This is a genomic window from Stackebrandtia albiflava (assembly GCF_007994225.1).
Taxonomy (GTDB): domain Bacteria; phylum Actinomycetota; class Actinomycetes; order Mycobacteriales; family Micromonosporaceae; genus Stackebrandtia; species Stackebrandtia albiflava.
Map to the genome: position 1 here is coordinate 81,810 of NZ_VLLL01000005.1, position 20,116 is coordinate 101,925.

The window sequence follows — 20,116 nt, forward strand, 5'->3', positions numbered from 1 at the left end:
GAGGCGCGGGACCGCCGCCGTTCACAGTCCCGAGTCGTAGAGCTTCCGCAGCAGCCGCACCAGTTCCTCCAACTCCTCGGAGTCCCAGTCCGAGAGGGCGTCCCGCAGCCGGCTCCGTCGCTCGGCGCGTTGCCGGCGGATGACCTCGGCGGCGTCCGGGTCGAGTTCTATGAGGCGGGCGCGGGCGTCGGTGGGGTCGGGGACCCGGCTTACCAGGCCGAGCCGGGCGGCGGCGTCGATCTGGCGGCTGACGGTCGACTTGTCCAGCAGCAGCGCCGTGGCGATGTCGGATATGCGCATCGCGGGGTGCCTCGTCAACAACGCCAGCATCGGGTACGCGGTGCGGTCGAGGCGCGGATGCACCTCACTCGCCAGGCCGCGAGCCGCCACACGGGACTTGCGGATGAGGATCTGAAGCTCCTCTTCCAGTTCGAGCAGCACGTCGTTCCGGGCCATCCCGCGTTCACCACCTTCCACTGTTCCCAGCACCTTATTGGCTTGGTTGGTCATACGACGCGCTTGGTTGGTCATACGACGGTGAAAAATCGGACATTAGGTACGATTCGAGGCGCGTCGATCGTCGTATGACCAACCAAGTCGATTCAGGGGGAGGGTTGCAGTCGCAATCGGGAGGCGGTCATCGCGAGTGCCAGGGCGGCGGGCGCCCCGAGTGGGTGGGGGACCGGCCGTGCCGCTGTGGTCGCCGGGTCGGATCGGGGTGGGTGTGCCCCGACGTCGGAACGCGGCAGGCACACGTGGACGTCGGCACCCGGTGGCGCCGACCGGCCGGTCACCAGCACGGCACTGCCCGGTGACGCCGGGAGCAGCCGCGCGATCCCGGAGTCCGCGGGGACGTCGTCGAGCACGATCAGCAATCGCCGCCCGGCGGTGTTGCTGCGCAGGTGGGCGGCGAGCTCGTCGGCGTCGGTCACCCCCGCCGGGACCCTCGCCCGCAGCGACCGCAGCAGCCGCGCGAGCACGTCCCCGACGGTCAGGGGCGGCCGGTCGGCGGCGGTGCCGCGCAGATCGACGTAGAGCTGTCCGTCCGGGAAGTGACGGGCGACCGAGTGGGCCGCACGCAGGGCGAGCGCCGACGTGTCCGCGCCCGCCGGCCCGGACACCGCCACCAGCGGCGGCCTGCCGTGGCCGGCGAGAAGGGCCGCCCCGATCGCGGCCGCCGTGTCGTCCGTGCCGGGCGCCGGGCGGGGCGCGGCGGGCAGTTCGGCGGGTGTGACGTCTCGCCCGCCGGTCCCGGGCTCCCGCCCGTCCGGCTCGCCGGAGGAGACCGCGCGCGTCAGCGACGGGTTGCGCCGCAGGATGTCCTGGTGTAGCCGCCGCAGCGCGGGCTCGGGTTCCAGTCCCTGCTCGGCGATCAGGATGGCGCGGCCGTGCCGGAACGCCTCCAGTGCCTCGGCCTGTCGGCCGTCGCGGTACAGGGCGAGCATGTACTGGCCCCGGAGTCGTTGCCGCAGTGGGTGTTCCACGATCAGGCCCGCCAGTTCGGGGATGAGGGCGGCGTGGCGGCCGAGCCGCAGCATCGCGTCGTTGCGGTCCTCCACGGCGGTCATCCGCAGTTCTTCGAGCCGTACGGCGGCGGTGCGGAACGCGGGGTGTCCGCCGAGGTCGCCGTAGGCGTGGCCGCGCCACAGTGCGAGGGCGGCGTCGAGCAGGGCCGCCTGCGTCGCGGGGTCGTCGTGGTGCCGCGCGGCTCGCCTGAGCAGTGCGGTGAACCGGTCGGCGTCGAGTTCGGCGCCCGTGACGTCGATCCGGTATCCGTGGTCGCGCCACAGGATGCGGTTGGGGTGCCCGAGGGTGTCGCGCAGCCGGGAGACCTGCCACGCCAGCGCCTTGCGCGGGTTGGCGGGTGCCCGGTCCGTCCACAGTGCGGCGAGTATCCGGGACACCGGTACGGTGCCGCCGAAGTGGGCCAGCAGCAGCGCCAGGACGGTCAGTTGCCGACCGGCGGTGACGGCGACCGGGGCCGAGTCGCGGGTCACCGCCACCGGGCCGAGGACGGAGAAGTGCATGGGTCACTCCTGTCCACCCCCTGCCGGTGGGAGCGTGCGGGATCGGGTCGATCTTGTGGGCAGTCCCATCGTGCCCGACGGAGTTTGCATCGGCAAATCGTCGGCACACCGAGGGCACACCGGGGTGGCCGAGCATCTGAGTTGCCCACTCCGCTCGAAACCCGGGAGCTCGCATGGCCGTGTCGGCAGCCCTTCGGCGTCCCCTGGCGATCGTCGCCACCGCCGCCCTGTCCGTCGTGCTGCTCACGGGAGCGGTGACGGAGGAGGAGTCCGTGCCCGCGCAGGCCGACTGCGACTCCGCGGCCGCGTCCGACGAGGCCGCCGCCGTAGACCTGGCGGCGCGCTGCGACCGGTCGGTCGAGGTCGTCTCGGCGCGCACCGCCTACTCCGAGCTCCACGCCGAACCCGACGGCCGGATGCGCCTCACCACCGGGGTCGCGCCGATGCGCGCCCGGGCCGCCGACGGCTCCTGGACCGCGATCGACACCACCCTGCGCGCCACCGGCGACCGGATCCGGCCCGGCGCGACCGTCCACCCCGTGAGCCTGTCGCCCGGTGGCGACCGGGAACTGGTGCGGACCGAGACCGGTGACGGCGGATTCACGCTGACCTGGCCGGATCCGTTGCCGCGTCCGGTGCTCGACGGCGACACCGCCCGCTACCCCGGCGTCTACCCGGGCGTGGACCTCACCGTGACGGCCACCCCGGAGGGCTTCTCGCACTCGCTGGTGATCTCCTCCGCCGAGGCCGCCGCCGATCCGCGACTCGACGCGATCCGGTTCGGACTGCACACCGACGGAGTCACCGTGGCGGTCACCGACGCCGGGGGCCTCACGGTGAGCGACACCGCCGGTGAACCGTTGTGGACCACGCCCACCCCGCAGATGTGGGACGCCTCGGGCGCGGACACCGGCGCGCACCGGGCCGTGGACGTGCCGGTCACCGTCACCGACGACTCGCTCGTGCTCCACCCCGACCGCACGGTGTTCACCTCGGCGGAGACCGTGTACCCGGTCACCGTCGACCCGCTGTGGAACGGCGGAGGACTCCGGAGTGGACAGTGGACCACCGCGTGGTCGAAGTACCCGACCAGCAGCTTCTGGAAGCGCGACGACACCGGCGGAAACGACGACCTGTTCGGTGCGGCGAAGGTCGGCCGGGTGTGCGACTTCGACTACAACGGCGACTGTCTCTCCAGCACCTACCGGGTGCGGTCGTTCTTTCGGATGGACACCGAGGGCGTACAGGGCAGGCAGATCACCGCCGCCACCTTCAAGATCCTCCAGAAGCACGCGTGGCAGTGCAGCCCCAAGTCGAAGGCGCAGGTGTGGCGTACCTCGCTCATCGACTCCACCCACACCTGGGACAACCAGCCCGACTGGACGAGCGAGACCGCCGTCAGCCACGACTACGCCAACTACCGGGCCGGTTGCGGCACCCAGGGACTCATCGAGTTCGACGTCACCGCGATGGTGCAGAAGTCCGCCGACAGCGCGTGGAAGAGCATCAGCCTGGGCATGAAGGCGATCGACGAGTCCACACTGGCGCACTGGAAGCGGTACGACCACTCCACCGCGAAGATCGACGTCTACTACAACTCGATCCCCGGCGACCCCGCCGGAATGTTCACCGGCACCGACGCCTGTGTCGCCGACTGGAACGACCCGGGGATCTGGCAGCCCTCGACGCGCCCGGAACTGCGCGGCCGGGTGACCGACGCCGACGGCAAGGTGCGGGCCAGGGTGCAGGTGTGGATCCGGGAGTCCGCCGACGTGGAGCACGAACTGATCTACGACCACACCAGCGGAGACCTGGCGTCGGGCACCGAGTACCGGTGGAGGCCGCCCGCCGACCTGGCGGAGGGCTACCACCACTGGTGGCGGATGCAGGCGACCGACGGATCGGCCTCCAGCGCATGGAGCCAGTGGTGCTACCTGCGGGTCGACGCGACCGCGCCCGAGGCGGCCACCGTCACGCCCTCGGTGGCGGCGCCGATGGCGGGCGACACCGTCGCGCTCACCTTCCACAGTGGGTCGTCCGACGTCACCGGCTTCCGGTACGGCCTCAACAGCGACGCCCCCGACCAGACCGTCGCCGCCACCGGCGGCACCGCCACCGTCACCTGGCCGGCGCTGCCCGCCGGACCCAACACCGTGTACGTGTGGGCACAGGACCGGGTCGGCAACCTCGGCCCCCGCAGCGTCCTGAACCTGTACGGGGGCCGCACCGTCGACGCCGCGCCACAGGGTGTCTGGCGGTTCGACGGAGACCCCGTGGACGACTCCGGAAACGACCACGACCTGGCCGGTGTCACCGGGTTCACCGGGGACCGCCTGGGCCGGCCCGGCGCCGCGCTGTCACTCACCGGCGACACCTGCCCCTCGACGGCGGGCCCGGCGGTGCGGACCGACGGCCCGTTCACGGTGACCGCCTGGGTCCGGATCGACGCCACGGCCACCGACCAGGTGGTGCTGTCGCAGTTCGGCGGGCAGCGGGCCGCGTTCGAGCTGCGGTACTCGGCGGCGGCGAACGCCTGGGCCGTCGCGGTTCCCGCCGTGGACGAATGGTCTCCCGAACTGGGCGAGTGGGCCGTGGCCACCGGACCGTCCGGTGTGGAGCCCGGCGTGTGGGTCCACCTGGCCGCACAGGTCGATCCGGTGGCCGACATGATCCGGCTCCACGTCGACGGCGAGCCGGTCGCCGACGCCGCCCTCCCGTTCGACCCGTGGCGGGCCACCGGGCCGCTGGCCACCGGCTGCGCGGGCGGACTCGACCACGGCCTCGCCTGGAACCACCTGCACGGCGCCGTGGACTCGGTGAGTGCCTGGAACGGGCTCATGCCACCGGCGGGGGTACGGGCGACCGCCGACGACCTCCCGGTGGGCCACCTCGGGTCCTGGTCCCTCGACGTGGTCGCCGCCGGATCCGACGCCGGACGGCACGGCAACGACTTCACCCTCCCGGCGGGCGGCGACCACGTCGAGGGCTTCACCGGCCGCGACGACGACGCCTGGCGGCCCGGCGACGGCTGCGCCACCACGGCCGGACCGGTCCTGCGCACCGACGACTCCTTCACCGTGGCGGCCTGGACCCGACTCGACGCCTCGACCGGTGACGCGGTCCTGCTCGGCCAGGACGGCCGGCAGGTGTCGCCGGTGGCGCTCGGCTACGACGCCGAGACCGGGTCCTGGGCGTTGTGGCTGCACTCGGAGGACTCCACGGCGGCCGTGACCCGGACCGTCGCCGGTGGTCCCGCCCTCACCGGGGAGTGGGTGCACCTGGCGGTCGTGTACGACGACGCCGAGGGCACCGTCACCTGGTACGTCGACGGCGTCCGCACCACCGACACCCCGGTGGACCGGCCCTTCCAGGGCACCGGGCCACTGCGGCTGGGCTGCGCCGCGTCCACTGGGGACATGGCATGGCCGGGCGCGGTCGCGTCACTGCACGCCTGGCGGGGCGCCGCCGACGACGCGCAGATCGCGGGCGTCCACGGCGGCAACCCCTCGGTGAAGGAACTGTCCATGTGGGCGCTCGAGGGCGACGGCACCGACTCGCGAGGCGGCTCGGACCTGAACCTCCACGGGGACTACGAGTGGGTCGAGGACCGGGTCGGCTGGCCGGGCTCCGCCCTGGGCCTGCGCACCGACGGCACCGGCTACGCCGCGACCGACCAGGCGGTGGCCGACCCCGCCGACTCGTTCACCGTCGCGGCCTGGGTGCGACTGGACGACGCCTCCGCCGACCGCACCGTCCTGTCGCAGGTCTCGCAGTCCGACGCCGCCTTCGTCCTGAGGTTCGACGCCGGTTCCGGCCGCTGGGTGTTCGCCATGCCGTCCGGGCCGGCGTCGGCCCCGGTGTGGCACGAGGCCGTCTCCGACGCGCCCGCCGCCGTCGGTTCCTGGGTCCACCTCACGGCGGTGTACGACCGGGCCGCCGGGACCCTGCGACTCCACGTGGACGGGGTGCCGCAGGCCGAGGCCCCCGCCCCCGCGACGACCTGGACCGGCGACGGGCCACTCCTGCTGGCCGCCCGCGGTGACGCGACCGGCGGCGTGTGGGACCTGTTCGTCGGTGCCGTAGACGACGTCAGGGTGTGGCGCGGTGTCGTCCACCCCGATCGCATCCGTGACCTCGCGGTCGCCTGACCGGTACCAACGGTGGAAACAGAGGTAGCCCCATGAGTGACGACACCCCGCCGACCGACCTGCCCGATCCGCGCCGCCCCCGCTTCCGCCGCAAGGCCGTCGCGGTCCCGTTGGCCGCCGTCGTGGCCGCCACACTGCTGACCGTCGCCCACTTCGTGACGACACCCGACGGACGCCCGTCGGTGACCGCCGAGGACCCGGTGCCGGTGGAGGACGTCCGGGTGGACGTCCCCGAGCCCCCCGAGGGCGAGGGCCTGGTATGGAACGGCGCCACCCGCACCGAGTGGCCGGCGCCCGGCCGCTCCGTGATCACGGTGGACGGTGAGCCGGTCGCCGGGGTCCCGGTGCGGGCCGCCGCGGCGGACGGTGACGCCCCCTCGGCCGTCGCCGTGGACGTCAAGACCCGCGACGACTCCGCGCGACTGGGACTGACCGGCCCGCTGTTCACCGCCGAGGCGATGGACGGGTCCGGAGACGTCACCCTGACCGTGGACTACTCGGCGTTCGCGGAACTCTACGGCGGAGGCTGGGCGGGCCGGCTGCGCCTGGTGGAGCTGCCCGAATGCGCGGTGTCCACACCGGAACTGCCCGAGTGCCGCGGCGGGGAACCGCTCCCGGGTGACAACCGGGTCGTCGAGTCCACGGTGTCGGCCACGGTCCCGTTGTCGGAGAACGGTTCGGTGTTCGGCCTGACCGCCGACGAGGAGTCCGAGTCGGGCGACTACAAGGCCACCGACCTGGAACCGACCGGCGACTGGACCGCGGGAGGCAACTCCGGCGGATTCTCGTACGACTTCGAGGTGACCCTACCGCCCGCCGAGGGACCGTTGCCGACCGTGAACCTGGCGTACTCGTCGCAGAACATCGACGGCCGCACCTCCGGCGCCAACAACCAGGCCGGCTGGGCCGGCGACGGGTGGCACGTCTCCTCCGACTACATCGAACGCGGCTACAAGACGTGCGCCGACGACCGGGCCGTCCGCGACGGCGACACGCCGAACAACGCCACGAACAAGACCTACGACCAGTGCTGGTACTCCGACAACGCCACCGTCTCCCTCAACGGCGACCACCTGCCGCTGCTGAAGGACGACGAGACCGGCGAATGGCGCACCGACAACAACTGGCGGGTCGAAAGGCTCCGCGACGACGCGCTCGACGGCCACGACGCCGACGGTGAGTACTGGCTGATCACCACGACCGACGGCACCCGGTACTACTTCGGCGCCGAACCCGAACGCGCCCGCTCCACCTGGACCGTGCCGGTGTTCGGCAACCACCCGGGCGAACCCTGCCACTCCCGGGCCTTCAAGGACTCCTCGTGCACCCAGGCGTGGCGGTGGATGCTCGACAAGGTGGTCGACACCTCCGGCAACACCGTCCACTACCGGTATGAGACCGAGACCGGTCACTACGGAGCCGCAGGTGACGCCGACAGGCGGGTCGCCTACACCCGGGGCGGCCACCTCGACCACATCGACTACGGCCTGCACTCCTCGGCGCCCGGTACGGCCGCGACCGCCCGAGTCGACTTCACCGCAGCCGACCGGTGCTTCGAGGACCCCTGCTGGGAGGACGACGCGAAGACGAAGCCCAAGGCCGAGAACTGGCCCGACGTGCCGTGGGACGGGGTGTGCGTCAAGGCGCCCTGCACGTGGACGAAGACGCCGATGTTCTTCACCCAGAAGCGCCTGGCCGAGATCGCGACCTACGTCCGCGAGGGCGAGGAGTTCACCAAGGTGGACTCCTGGCGGCTCACACACGAGTCCCGGAAACCGGGCGACGGCACCACTCCCGTGCTGTGGCTGAAGTCGGTGGTGCGTTCCGGTCACGTGGGCGGCGACGAGTCGATGCCGCCGATCGTGTTCACACCGGTCGGCATGGACAACCGCGTGGACGGGCTCGACGGCATCGACCCGTTGCACCGGTTCCGGATCGGCAACATACGCACCGAGTCGGGGGCCGACGTCCACATCACCTACTCGGCGCCCGAGTGCCGTTCCGGTGCCACACCGGACAAGCCGGAGGACAACGCGACGCGCTGCCACCCCGTCTGGTGGACGCCCGACAACCACGAGACCGAGTCGATGGGCTGGTTCCACAAGTACGTGGTCACCTCGGTCACCGAGATCGACAACACCGGTGGATCGCCGCCGGTCACCACCCGGTACCGCTACCACCTCGACGGCGGGGGCACCACGCAGTTGTGGGCGTACGACGACGGCGAGTTCACCGAACGGAAGCACCGCACCTACGGGATCTGGCGGGGCTATCCACGGGTCACCACCGAGGTCGGCGACCCCGACCAGGGCACCCCGTTGATCACCGAGGAGCGATACCACCGCGGCATGCACGGACAGCACCTCCCCGGCGGCGGCACCAGGTCCGTGGAGGTGACCGACTCCCGGGGGGACACCGCCGTGGACCACGAGGCACTGGCGGGCCGGGTGCTGGAGACGCTCGTCCTCGACGGCGACGAGGTGTTCACCTCCGAGGTCACCCGGTACTGGTACCGCCAGACGGCGTCACGCGACGTCGACGGGCAGACCCACCGGGCGTGGCTGGCCGCCGAATCCGCGTCGGTGTCGTCGTCGCGGCTGGCGGCGGACTCCTGGCGCCGGACGGCCGAGTACACCGAGTACGACGAGGAGGGCAACCCGGTCTCCGTCGAGAACCTGGGCGATTTGGCGGTGACGGGCGACGAGACCTGCACCCGCGTCTGGTACACCGGCAGCGAGTCGCACTGGCTGCGGGGCATGGCCGCGCGGCAGCAGACCGTGTCGGTGGACTGCGCCACGACGCCGGTGCTGCCCGAGGATCTGGTCTCCGGTTCACGTCTCTTCTACGACGGCGCGACCGATCCGGGGACACCTCCGACCCGTGGCATGGTGACCAGGAAGGACGAGATCACTGACTGGTCCGGCGGAGTACCCGTGTACGTCACGGTGTCGGAGACCGGCTACGACGCCCTGGGGCGGGTCACCACCGAGACCGACGCGCTCGGCGAGGTCACCACGACCACGTACGTGCCGGCGGGCCCGGGTCCGGTGGACCACTCGGTGGTCACCGACCCACTCGGGCACACCACGACCACCTACCGGCACGCCCAGTGGGACCACACCCGCAAGGAGGTCGACGCCAACGGCGTCGCGGTCCAGTTGACCTACGACCCGTTCGGCCGGCTCACCGGGGTGTGGAAGGAGAACCGGGACCCGGCCACCGACGCGCCCCACATGAGGTTCGCGTACCTGCTCCGCGACGACGGGCCCATCGCCGTCACCTCGGAGGTGCTGGCGCCGAACGGCGGCTACACCACCACGGTGGAGTTGATGGACGGCCTGTACCGGCCCCGGCAGACCCAGAAGGACAGCGCCACCGGAGGCCGGCTCCTGGAGGAGACCGGCTACGACGACCGGGGCCAGGAGGCGTACCGGTCGGGTCCGAACCACCACACGGCGGTCCCGGACACCTCCCTGGTCACGGTTCCCATCGGCGAGGACCACTCCCGCACCGTCAACACCTACGACGCGCTGGGACGCATCACGGTGGAGGCGTGGTGGTCCGGCGGCACCGAGCGGTGGCGCACCACCATGGAGTACGGCGGCCACGACGACCTGTGGCGGGTCGCCGTCACGCCGAGGGAGGGCGAGACCGCCGTCACCCGCCTCACCGACGCCCGCGACCAACTCGTCGAGCTGCGTCAGCATCACGGCCCGACACCCGACGGCGACTACGACGCCACCACCTACACGTGGCACCCCAACGGCGAACGGGCGAGCGTGACCGGACCGACCGGCGAGACCTGGCGGTTCTCGTACGACCTGCGCGGCCGGATGGTCACCACCGTCGACCCCGACGGCGGGACGACCACGACCGAGTACGACCACGAGGGCAACGAGATCGCGGTCACCGACGCCCGAGGCGTCACCGTCAGGACCGAGTACGACCCGCTCGGCCGCGAGACCGCGCGCCGTCACGGCGACACCCTGCTGGCCACCATGGAGTACGACACCGCGAAGCTGCCAGACGGGAGTCCGGCACTGGGGCAGCTCGCCACGTCCACGTCCTGGGTCGAGGGGATGCCGATCGTCCAGCGATACGACCGGTACGACCACGGCTATCGCGCGACACGGACCAGCGCCTCGGTGCCCGCGCTACCGGGACTGGAGGAACTCGCCGGAACCTACCCGGCGACCACCACCTACCACCCCGACGGGAGCGTGCACCGTCAGGGACTGCCCGCGCTCGGCGGACTGGAACGCGAGGTCATCGGCTACGAGTACGACGCCGTCGGCAATCCGACCCGGGTGGTCGGCACCATGTCGCCCTCCGGGAAGACGACCGCCTATGTGGACGGATCGACGTACGGTCCGTACGGGGAACTGCTGCAACGCGCGCTCGGCACCGGCACCGGTCCGCAGGCGTACCACACCTACCGCTACCAGGAGGGCACCCGGCGCGTCGAGGCCGCCGCCTTCGACCGCGACGCGTCGGTGACGAACGTGTCCACCGTGACGTACGGCTACGACCCCGCCGGCAACATCACCTCCATCGCCGACATCCCGGCCGACCAGCCGGGCGCCGCCGACATCCAGTGCTTCCGGTACGACCACCTGCGGAGACTCACCGAGGCGTGGACGCAGCAGCGGACCGGCTGCGCCACGGACCCGGTGGCCTCCGACGTCGGCGGCGTGAACGCCTACTGGAACACCTACACCCTCGACGCCGCCGGGAACCGCACCGGCTACGCCTTCGGCACCGGGACCGACCGGACCGAGATCGCATACCGGTACGGCGAGGGGCACCGGCTCGACGCGGTGGACCACCCCGACCGCACCGACCGCTTCGAGTACGACGCCTCCGGCAACACGACGGTGCGCGAGGTCGGCGGCGCCCGGCAGGAACTGGTGTGGGACGTCCGCGGCGACCTGGAACGGATCGAGGACGCCGGGGGCACCACCCGGATGTACTACAGCGCCGGCGGCGACCGACTGGCCAGAGTGGACGCCGACGGCTCCGCGACCCTGTTCCTCAACGGACACGAACTCACCTACCACGCGCCCGAGGACCGGGTCGGCGCGGTGCGCTACTACGACCACGGCGAGACGACCGTGGCGTCCCGCACCGCCGGTGAACTCGTCTGGCTGGGAGCCGACCACCAGGGCACCACGCAGTGGGAGGTGAACGCCGAGACGATGGTCTCCACCGTCCGGCGACAGGATCCCTACGGCCTGGTGCGCGGCGAGGCGCAGCGGTTCCTCGGTCAGCGGGGCTTCGTCGGCAGCGTCACCGATCCCACCGGACTGTCACAGATGGGCGCCCGGCAGTACGACGCGATGCTCGGCCGGTTCGTCTCGGTCGACCCGAAGGTCGACTACGAGGACCCGCAACGCATGCACGCCTACGCCTACGCCAACAACAGCCCCGTCACGTTCTCCGACCCCGACGGCGAGTTCTTCTCCCGGCGGACCTGGGGGAACATCGCCTCCTACGCCGACACGACCGGCGCGGTGCTCGGCGGTATCGCGCTCGGCCTGGCGTTCATCCCCGGAGCCCAGCCGCTGGCGGCCGTGGTGGGTGGTGCGGCGGTGGCCGCCTCGGCGGTGTCGGTCATCGGCCACTACTCCAGCGGCAACGGCAGGAACGCGGCGTGGTCGGCGCTCGGGTTGATCCCGGGTGCGGCGGCGTTGCGGACCGGCGTCAACGGCGTCCGTGCCGCGACCGCGGCGGTACGCCCGGTCATCACGAACGGGCGGTTGTCCAACGGAGTCCGGACCGCCCTGCATCAGAACGCGGGCCTGGTCCAGCGGTTGAGCACCCGGATGGACAACCTCGTCAGGGCCGCGCGACCCAACCTGCCCGACATCGAGGGCATGTCGATGTGGCGCAAGATCTGGACGATGTGGCGGGACCCGCAGGGGTACGGCCAGGCCCGCGCGATCCTGCGGTTGCAGAAGCAGCTGTTGGAGGCGCAGGGCGCGTTGACGGCGGCGCAGCGACGGGCGTTCGAGATGCTGATGCGCCCGAGACTGGCACCGGCCAGCGCCGCCGACATGGCCGGTCACGCCCACTGGATCGCGTCGCTGTGGGGCAATCCGTTGCCCCATCCCGGCAAGCAGCTCGGCGGGAAGGGCAAGAAGCCCGGCAAGCAGCTCGGTGGGAAGGGAAAGAAGAAGAAACGCAACCGCGGCGGTGGTTCGAACTTCTACTACTGATCCGTCGCACGGCGGCGGCCCGGGAGGTAACCTCCCGGGCCGCCGCCGTGTCGGGGTCAGGCGCGGTGCCACTTCTGGTTGGCGCCGCCGTTGCAGGTCCACAACTGGACGGGGGTGCCGTCGCCGCCCCAACCGGTGACGTCGAGGCACTTGTCCGCCTGCGGGTTCACGAGGTCGCCCGCACCGGTGTGGACCCACTGTTGCGCGCCGGTGCCGTTGCAGGTCCACAACTGCACCCGGGCGCCGTCGGCCGTGGAGCCGCCGGACACGTCGAGGCACTTGCCGAGGGCGCGCAGGGTGCCGTCACCCGGGGCGGTCCACTGCTGAGCCGGGTTCGAGGAACAGTGGGCCACCTGCACGGTGGTGCCGTCGGCGGTTCCGGCGCCCGCCACGTCCAGGCACAGTCCGTGGAGTCCGGCGAACCTGCCGGTCTCACCGCCGCCGCCTCCGTCGTGGGCGTTGACCCGGACGTAGTCGACGACGAGGGTCTGCGGGAACTGCGTGGACCCGTCGGGTGATCCGGGCCAGTTGCCGCCGACCGCCACGTTCATGATCATGAAGAACGGGTGGTCGAACACCCATTCGCCGGTCACGTCGGCGGGCGTCTTCTGCGAGTACTGGATCCCGTCGACGTACCAGCGGATCAGGTTGGGGGACCAGTCGACGGTGAAGGTGTGGAACCCGTCCGCGAACTGCCGGCCGTCCGGCAGGGTGTAGCTGCCGCCGCTGGCGTTCCCGCCCGAGTAGCCGGGGCCGTGCAGGGTGCCGTGGACGGTGCTCGGTTCCCGGCCGATGTTCTCCATGATGTCGATCTCGCCGCTCTGCGGCCAGCCGACGTCGCCGATGTCGTTGCCGAGCATCCAGAACGCGGGCCAGATCCCCTGGCCGCGCGGCAGTTTCATGCGTGCCTCGAACCGGCCGTACGCCTGGGTGAAGGTCTGCGAGGTCAACAGGCGCGCGGAGGTGTACTCGCAGGTGCCGTACCAGCAACCGAAGTCGGACGGGTTGTTCCTGCGGGCGGTGATGACGAGGTTGCCGGTGCCGTCGAGGGAGGCGTTGTCGGCGCGGTCGGTGTAGTACTGCAGTTCGTTGTTGCCCCAGCCGCCTCCGCCGATGTCGTAGCGCCACTTGGCCGGGTCGGGTCGGGTTCCGGCGGGGCCGTCGAAGTCGTCGGAGAAGGTCACGGGTCCGAGCATGGTGGAGGCGTCGTGTGTGGTGGGCGGGTCGCCGTGGGCGGTGGCGGGTGGGATGAAGGCCAGTCCGGTGGCGGCGAGCAGGCCGGCCACCAGCCGGGCGAAGGCACGTCGAGGTCGGGTGAACATGTCGTTTCCTCTGCCGGTAGCGGATCGACTTACCTTCTGGTCAGTAAGTCTCCGTTTCCGGCACTGTATCGAGTGCATCCATGTCTGTCAATGTCTATGGTCTCGGTGACGGCTCACTCCACTCAGCTGTGTGGATCATGGCCGGAGGACCATAAGATGGACGAATGGACGACCCGTCGATCACCGGCGCCGATCCGGTGTCGCCCGATCCGGTGCATCGGCTCGCCGACCCGGGCCCGCCGTCGCCCACGTTCCCCGGCCCGCCCTCGCCGGACCGTACGTATCCTCCCGGCTCGCTGCCCACCGGGGCGTTCGAGTTCATCGCCGCCGCCGCGGTCACCGGCGTCATCGGCCAGGTCTCCTTCGAACTGCTCAAGGCGGCCGTGCGCCGCAGGCCGTGGCGGCTTCGCCGGATCGCGGCACCCCGTAACGCGGAGGACCACATCATGACCGCCAAGTACGCGGTCATCGCGCGGTGCGCCGAACTGGCGCGGCCACTGCCGAAGTACCACCGCATCGAGGTGGTCCGGATCGGCCACGACCACACCGACCGGGTCGTCGAACTGGCCGCCCCCGGACTGACCGCCACGGTGCGCGTGCCCATCCCGCCCCACCACCGCGACGGCACCGTCCAGGTCACGCTCTACACGCACCACGGATGAGCCGTCGTGCCGCCTTCAGAGTTCCCCGGCGATGACCGGGGTCCGGTGCCGGCCGACCCGGCGTCCTCCGGGTGGTCCCGTCGCCCTGCGGCGCACCGACTTGAGAAATCCCAGGGATGTGTGTCGTCCCGGGCGGTCCGTCACGCCGGGCCGTTGACGTACTCGGCGATGACGGCCTCCACGTCGGCGGCGTCGACGGACGCGTCCTCGCGGTCGCCGTCCGACACCCCGTACGCCACGGTGGGGCAGTCGTACTCCCTGCCGACGACCTCCGCGTCGGCGACCTCCCGTGCGGTCCGGGCGACGTGGATCGAGACGCCGACCTCCACCGCCACGTAGTCGACGGTGATGTCACCACTGTATTCGCACTGGCCGACGACCTCGTCGAGCGAACGATCGGTGATGCACACGACCAGTTGCAACTCCGCGACGCTCGTCGCCAGGCCGGGAACGCCCGAGTACGACGGGCCGCCGAGGTCACCGACCACGTACGGGTGTGGCGCGTCCCCCTCGTAGGGTGCCGCCTGGCTCTGTGCCACCGGGGTGGGGCAGTCGGCGGCGATGGACTCCAGGGTCACCGGGGCCGGCGGCGACGAGGACACCGCATCGGCCGGAGTGGACGCGGCGTCGTCCGAGGCGGAGCCGTCCGTCCCGCCGGTGGCGCACCCGGACACCGATATCAGCGCCGCAACCGCGATCCACGACCGTCCCGGCATCCGCCACGTCATCGCCGACCTCCTTCGTCCGGTACCAGTGTCCCGAATGGCCGCTGTGCCGGCAACCGCCATAACCGGTGTAGCGCAAGGGGATCGACGACGAAGCGGTGCCGTCAGGTGGCGGGGGCGGTGTAGGCGTCGGCGTATTCGCCGGTGGGCGGGATCTCGGTGATGACGTCGACGAGGACGCCGTTGGGGTCGGCGACGATGAAGTGCCGTTGGCCGAACGCCTCGCTGCGGATGTCCAGTACCGGTGTGAGTCCCGCCCCGGTCACCAGTCGCCGGTACTCCGCGTCCACGTCGGACACCTCGAAGTTCAGCAGCAGTCCGCGCACCGGCTCGCGGTGCCCGGCGGGGATGGTGGGGTGCGTCGGGTCGAGCAGTGCCAGTTCGTAGTGGGGTGGTGCGGGATGCCGCAGGCTGACGTACCAGTCGGCCTGGAACGTGATCTCGAAGCCGAAGTGGGTGGTGTAGAACGCCACGGCCTCGCCGATCCGTTCGGCGGCGATGACGGGGTAGAAGCTGCCGAGCTGCATGAGTCCTCCAGAAACATACGTACCGTCGGTATGTGAAGTGGAAACATACCATGGGTACGCGTCATCGACCAGCGAAGGAGTGCCATGCCCGTCCGCACCAAGGCCGAACAGCGTGCCGCCACCGTGCGGGCACTGCTCGCCCACGCCACCGAACTGTTCGGCCGCCATGGTTACGCCGCCGTCGGACTGGCCGACATCGCCGCCGCCGCGGGAGTCACCAAGGGCGCCGTCTACCACCACTTCGGCAGCAAGACCGGCCTTTTCACCGCCGTCGTGGAGTCCGTGCAGCAGCAGGTCGGTGACCGGGTGGCCGCCGCGGCCGACGCGGAGCCCGACCCGTGGCGGCGGCTGCTCACGGGGTGCCGGGAGTTCCTGGCGGCGGGCGACGACCCGCGAGTGCGGCGGATCATGCTGGTGGACGGTCCCTCGGTCCTGGGGTGGCGGGAGTGGCGCCGGTTGGACGAGGCGGCCTCGGCGCGGCACCTCGCCGAGGCGCTGGAGGAGCTGATGGCCGCCGGGGTCGTCACCCGGCGGCCGGTGGAACCGTTGACGCGCCTGCTTTCCGGTGCCATGAACGAGGCCGCGCTGTGGCTGGCCGAACCGGAGGGGTCCGGAGACCCGGACGAGGTGGTGGCCGCGTTGGAGACCCTGCTCGGTTCGCTCCGCCGCTGATCCGCCGCCCGCCCGGATGCCTACTGCGTCACCGTGATGTTGGTGAGCCCCTGCGTGGCGCCGGAGACGGTGTTGGAGGCGTACACGACGTTGAGGTTGCCGGAGCACTTCGACGTCGAGGTCACGTTGATCGCCCAGCCACCGACACCGCCGAGGTCGGACACGTTGTCCCGCCACACGTTGCCGCAGCCGTTCTGGAACGACGGGCTGGTGCTGGGGTTGTGCGTCTCGTAGCCGTGCGCGAAGACCCCGGGCGACTCGAAGTCGCCCGTGTTGCCCTCGATCAGGTAGTCGATCCCCTTCACGTCCACCCAGGAGTCGGCGGAGTTCTGTCCGGCGATGCCCTGACCGTGGAAGGTGTTGTCCCGGATGACACCGTCGAAGGTGCCCTCCTTGACGTCGATGAGCTCGGCGGTCACCCACGGCCCGATCACGTTGCCGACGACCTGTACCCGGTCGGAACGGTCGGCGCCTCCGGTGTTGCCGTAGCAGTCCCAGTTCGAGTTCGCGGATCCGATGTAGACGCCCTCGCCGTACTGCGGCTTCACCAGCCCGGTGTGGGTGATGCGGGAATCGCGGATCACGCCGTCGGGGGAGGTGTTGCGGAAGTGGACGGCCTCCTCCTCGACGTGGTGGACGTACACGCCGTCGACGGTGACGTGGTGGGAGGCGTCGATGACGATCCCCTTCTTGGAGTCGGCGACGGTGAAGCCGGTGAGGTTCCAGTGGGGGGAGTCGTACAGCCAGAGTCCGTACCCGGGGTCCCAGCCGGCGGTCGGTTCCGGACAGGACGGTGCCGACCCGGACGGGCCGTCGTTGACCAGGACGGCGTCGGCCGGTCCGGTGAGCGTGATCGGCTGGGACGCGGTCCCGGCGACGTTCGCGGCGAAGTCGCCGTGGTACTCACCGGCGGCGAGCCGGATGGTGTCACCGGGGCCGACCGCCGTCAGGGCGGCGGTCAGTTCGGCGGCGGTGTCCACGTCGATCACCTCACCGTCGCCGCTGTCGGGCAGCGTCGTGGCCGTGACCGGCGCACTGGGCGAGGACACGTTCCCGGCCGCGTCGAAGGCGGCGACGGTGAACGTGTAGGCAGTCTCCGGCGACAGGCCGGTGACGGTGGCCGAGGTCGCGGGGGTGGTCTCGGCGACGGTCCCGTCGCGCGACACCCGGTATCCGGTGACGCCGGTGTCGTCGGTCGCGGTGTCCCATCCCAGTGTGACGCTGTTGCCGGTCACCGACACCACCTTCAGGCCACCGGGGACTCCGGGCGCCTGGGTGTCGGGTTCGCCGCCGCCGCCGCAGTCGGCGCCGTCGATCGTGCAGTCGGCCGGGAGTGCCAGGCCGCGGACGCTGAACCCGAAGTCCTCGGACTCACCCGGGGCGATGTCGCCGTTGTAGGAGACGTTGCCGAAGACGTGGTGGTTGCCGGAGGCGGTGTGTACGGCACTCCAGGAGTTGGTGAGCTCCGTTCCGGTGGGGAGGTCGAACTCGACGGTCCAGTCGGTGCTCTCGGTGTCGCCGGTGTTGGTGATGACGACGTCGGCGCTGTAGCCGGTGCTCCACGTCGAGGTCTGCACGATCTCGGCGGTCAGTACCGGTCCGGCGGCGTGGGCGGTGCCCGGTGCGAGGACGGTCGAGACGGCCGCCAGGACCAGCCCGGCGGCGACCGCCCGCCGGGCGCCGCGCCGCCTTCCGCGCGGTGCCGGTGACGGGACGCGGCCCGGTCGCGGTATCGGGTTCGGGGGTGGTGGGTGAGGTGACATGGTGACTCCTTCACGGGGTTCCGGTGCCCCGCCGTGCCGCTGCTCGCCGCCGCGTGCCCGACCGGCCGGCGGGTGAGGAGGGGATGACGGGGCGGGGTCTGATCGTCAAGTTAAGAGACAGTTCCGCATATGTCAATACGTAACGGAATATGGATTGCCGTCCACATGCGTGGATATCTCGATCACGCATGTGGACGGTGTCCCGCACCTCGGTTCGAGTCCATCACCGGGGCGATGCGATAGGGTGGCGCCGACCGGAGGCCGCCGCGCCCACGCACCCCGACCGCTCGGGCGAGACCGGCGCCCACACCATCATCACGTCAGGAGTCCCACATGCAGCGCATTCTCATCACCGGTGCGGCGGGCGGCGTCGGCACCCTGTTGCGTCCCCGGCTCGCCCGGCCCGGCCGCGTCCTACGGCTGCTCGACGTCGTGGAGACGACCCCCGGCCCCGGCGAGGAGGGGGTCACCGGTTCGGTCAACGACCTCGACGCGATGACCGCCGCCTGCCACGACGTGGACGCGATCATCCACCTCGGCGGTCAGAGCCGTGAGAACACCATCGACGACGTCCTGGAACTCAACGTCGCGGGCACCTACACGGTGTTGGAGGCCGCCCGGCGCGCCGGGGTCGGGAAGGTCGTCCTGGCCTCCTCCAACCACGCGGTGGGCTTCCACTCCCGTGACGAGGTGCCGGAGGGCGGTCTCCCCGCCGACGCGTCGCCGCGCCCCGACACCCTCTACGGACTGTCCAAGGTCGGCATCGAGGCCGCCGGACGGTTGTTCGCCGACCGCTACGGTCTCGCGGTGATCGCGGTCAGGATCGGATCGTGGTTCGAGACGCCGCCGGGCGTGCGGGGCCTCGCCACGTGGCTGTCGCCCGACGACGGCGCCCGGCTGATGGAGGCGTGCATCGCCACCGACGCACCGGGATTCCGCCTGATATGGGGGATCAGCCGCAACACCCGGCGCTGGTTCTCCCTCGCGGAGGGCGAGGCCATCGGTTACGACCCGAAGGACGACGCCGAGGCGTTCGCCGGTGAACTGATCACCGGCGGGGAACCCGACTTCCTCGCCGACCCGGAGCTGAACCGGGCCGGCGGCGGCTGGTGCGAGGTGGAACTCGGACTGCCCATGACCTGACCCGTCACGGGCGGCCGGTCAGCGGATGCCGTGGCGGCGCAGCGTCGCGGCCAAACGGTGGGTGTGGGTCGTCAGGACCCGCCCCACCCGGTCGAGTTCGTCGGGTGCGGCGAGCTGGATCGGCATCGAGCAGCTGATGGCGTCGGTCGCGGGTATCCGGTAGTCGACGGTCGCCGCGACACAGGCCACCCCCGCCGTGCCCTGTTCCCGTTCGGCCGCCCAGCCGCGGACGCGCACCTGTTCCAGCTCGGCGTGCAGCGCGTCGTGGTCGGTGATGGTGGCGGCCGTGTAGGACTCGAGTTCGCCGGGAAGGATCTGCGCGACCTCGGACTCGGTGAGCTGGGCCAACAACGCCTGCCCGAGGGCGGTGAGGTGGGCGGGCAACCGCCGCCCGACCCGGGACACGATCCGCACGCTGTCCCGTGACTCCCGGCTGGCGAGGTACAGGACGTGCGCGTCGTCGCGCCGCGCGTAGTGGATGGTGTAACCGAGCTCGGCGCGCAGGTCCTCCAGGGTCTCGTGCGCGAAGGGTAGGGCGGGGTCACGGTCGAGGTACGAGGTGCCCGACAGCAGCGCGTGGGGGCCGACCCCGAACGCCGATCCCGAGTCGTCGGCCTCGATCCACTTCAGATCGCGCAGCGTCCGCACCAGCGCGTGGAGGCTGGAACGCGGGTAGCCGGTGAGTTCCTGGAGCCGCGACAGGGTCAGGCGGTCGGTGGAGGCGGCCAGGGTCTCCAGGATCCGCACGGTGCGTTCGGCCGACTTCACCGGTGAGCCCTCGGTCTCGCCGCGCCGGGAGACGGACCTCTTGTCGGTCGCCATGTCGATCGTTTCCTTCGTTGAGTCGGGAGTCGTTGTGCGGACGGTGTTCTCGTCCGGCTCGCATCTCGGAAGATCCTCGCACAGATGTAT

At 71.3% G+C, this 20,116-nt stretch carries 12 protein-coding genes; 5 read left to right on the forward strand and 7 right to left on the reverse strand.

The features are described from left to right. Nucleotides 1-21: 21 nt before the first annotated feature. Together LX16_RS01255 and LX16_RS01260 are read right to left on the reverse strand one after the other, a co-directional pair. Nucleotides 22-456: a MarR family winged helix-turn-helix transcriptional regulator gene (locus tag LX16_RS01255; RefSeq protein WP_158645446.1), complete on the reverse strand. Its 435-nt coding sequence runs from the start codon at nucleotides 454-456 to the stop codon at nucleotides 22-24. Nucleotides 457-602: 146 nt separating this feature from the next. Beyond that, the gene (locus LX16_RS01260; RefSeq protein WP_147131809.1) at nucleotides 603-2,027 is read right to left on the reverse strand and encodes an AfsR/SARP family transcriptional regulator; all 1,425 of its coding nucleotides are present in this window, start codon (nucleotides 2,025-2,027) and stop codon (nucleotides 603-605) included. 173 nt (nucleotides 2,028-2,200) lie between these two features. Here LX16_RS01260 and LX16_RS01265 point away from each other — a divergent pair, with 173 nt between their 5' ends. Beyond that, entirely contained in the window at nucleotides 2,201-6,175 is a 3,975-nt protein-coding gene (locus tag LX16_RS01265) for a LamG-like jellyroll fold domain-containing protein (RefSeq protein ID WP_147131812.1), read from the forward strand. 32 nt (nucleotides 6,176-6,207) lie between these two features. Further along, a complete protein-coding gene (locus LX16_RS01270; protein ID WP_147131816.1) occupies nucleotides 6,208-12,390 on the forward strand; it encodes an RHS repeat-associated core domain-containing protein in 6,183 nt (2,060 codons plus the stop codon). 56 nt (nucleotides 12,391-12,446) lie between these two features. Here LX16_RS01270 and LX16_RS01275 read toward each other — a convergent pair whose 3' ends face one another. Continuing rightward, complete coding sequence (locus tag LX16_RS01275) at nucleotides 12,447-13,712, reverse strand: glycoside hydrolase family 16 protein (protein WP_147131819.1); 1,266 nt, start codon at nucleotides 13,710-13,712, stop codon at nucleotides 12,447-12,449. A 164-nt stretch (nucleotides 13,713-13,876) separates the two neighbouring features. Between LX16_RS01275 and LX16_RS01280 the strand changes: the two genes are divergently transcribed. After that, nucleotides 13,877-14,374, forward strand: coding sequence for a hypothetical protein (locus tag LX16_RS01280; RefSeq protein ID WP_147131822.1), 498 nt, complete (start codon nucleotides 13,877-13,879; stop codon nucleotides 14,372-14,374). Between the two features lie 140 nt (nucleotides 14,375-14,514). Here the strand turns inward: LX16_RS01280 and LX16_RS01285 are convergent, their stop codons facing one another. Both LX16_RS01285 and LX16_RS01290 read right to left on the reverse strand, forming a co-directional pair. Next, nucleotides 14,515-15,102 (reverse strand): hypothetical protein, encoded by a 588-nt coding sequence (locus LX16_RS01285; RefSeq protein WP_147131825.1) that lies wholly within the window; start codon nucleotides 15,100-15,102, stop codon nucleotides 14,515-14,517. A 101-nt stretch (nucleotides 15,103-15,203) separates the two neighbouring features. Beyond that, nucleotides 15,204-15,626, reverse strand: coding sequence for a VOC family protein (locus LX16_RS01290; RefSeq protein ID WP_147131828.1), 423 nt, complete (start codon nucleotides 15,624-15,626; stop codon nucleotides 15,204-15,206). 84 nt (nucleotides 15,627-15,710) lie between these two features. On the opposite strand from LX16_RS01290, the gene LX16_RS01295 reads away from it, so the two are divergent. Beyond that, nucleotides 15,711-16,298 carry a TetR/AcrR family transcriptional regulator gene (locus LX16_RS01295; RefSeq protein WP_147131831.1) on the forward strand — a complete coding sequence of 196 codons (588 nt, stop codon included), beginning with the start codon at nucleotides 15,711-15,713 and terminating at the stop codon, nucleotides 16,296-16,298. Between the two features lie 20 nt (nucleotides 16,299-16,318). Here LX16_RS01295 and LX16_RS01300 read toward each other — a convergent pair whose 3' ends face one another. Next, the gene (locus tag LX16_RS01300; protein ID WP_147131834.1) at nucleotides 16,319-18,061 is read right to left on the reverse strand and encodes a cellulose binding domain-containing protein; all 1,743 of its coding nucleotides are present in this window, start codon (nucleotides 18,059-18,061) and stop codon (nucleotides 16,319-16,321) included. A gap of 333 nt (nucleotides 18,062-18,394) precedes the next feature. On the opposite strand from LX16_RS01300, the gene LX16_RS01305 reads away from it, so the two are divergent. Continuing rightward, on the forward strand, nucleotides 18,395-19,204 hold the full coding sequence (locus LX16_RS01305; protein WP_147131837.1) for an NAD-dependent epimerase/dehydratase family protein: 810 nt from the start codon (nucleotides 18,395-18,397) through the stop codon (nucleotides 19,202-19,204). Nucleotides 19,205-19,222: 18 nt separating this feature from the next. Here the strand turns inward: LX16_RS01305 and LX16_RS01310 are convergent, their stop codons facing one another. Continuing rightward, nucleotides 19,223-20,026: an IclR family transcriptional regulator gene (locus LX16_RS01310; RefSeq protein WP_147131840.1), complete on the reverse strand. Its 804-nt coding sequence runs from the start codon at nucleotides 20,024-20,026 to the stop codon at nucleotides 19,223-19,225. Between the last annotated feature and the right edge of the window lie 90 nt (nucleotides 20,027-20,116).

Coding starts and splice junctions, on each gene's coding strand:
- LX16_RS01310 (WP_147131840.1), bottom strand. CDS start 20,026: ATGGCGACCGACAAGAGGTCCGTCTCCCGGCGCGGCGAGACCGAGGGC.
- LX16_RS01300 (WP_147131834.1), bottom strand. CDS start 18,061: ATGTCACCTCACCCACCACCCCCGAACCCGATACCGCGACCGGGCCGC.
- LX16_RS01260 (WP_147131809.1), bottom strand. CDS start 2,027: ATGCACTTCTCCGTCCTCGGCCCGGTGGCGGTGACCCGCGACTCGGCC.
- LX16_RS01305 (WP_147131837.1), top strand. CDS start 18,395: ATGCAGCGCATTCTCATCACCGGTGCGGCGGGCGGCGTCGGCACCCTG.
- LX16_RS01275 (WP_147131819.1), bottom strand. CDS start 13,712: ATGTTCACCCGACCTCGACGTGCCTTCGCCCGGCTGGTGGCCGGCCTG.
- LX16_RS01280 (WP_147131822.1), top strand. CDS start 13,877: ATGGACGACCCGTCGATCACCGGCGCCGATCCGGTGTCGCCCGATCCG.
- LX16_RS01290 (WP_147131828.1), bottom strand. CDS start 15,626: ATGCAGCTCGGCAGCTTCTACCCCGTCATCGCCGCCGAACGGATCGGC.
- LX16_RS01295 (WP_147131831.1), top strand. CDS start 15,711: ATGCCCGTCCGCACCAAGGCCGAACAGCGTGCCGCCACCGTGCGGGCA.
- LX16_RS01270 (WP_147131816.1), top strand. CDS start 6,208: ATGAGTGACGACACCCCGCCGACCGACCTGCCCGATCCGCGCCGCCCC.
- LX16_RS01285 (WP_147131825.1), bottom strand. CDS start 15,102: ATGACGTGGCGGATGCCGGGACGGTCGTGGATCGCGGTTGCGGCGCTG.
- LX16_RS01255 (WP_158645446.1), bottom strand. CDS start 456: ATGGCCCGGAACGACGTGCTGCTCGAACTGGAAGAGGAGCTTCAGATC.
- LX16_RS01265 (WP_147131812.1), top strand. CDS start 2,201: ATGGCCGTGTCGGCAGCCCTTCGGCGTCCCCTGGCGATCGTCGCCACC.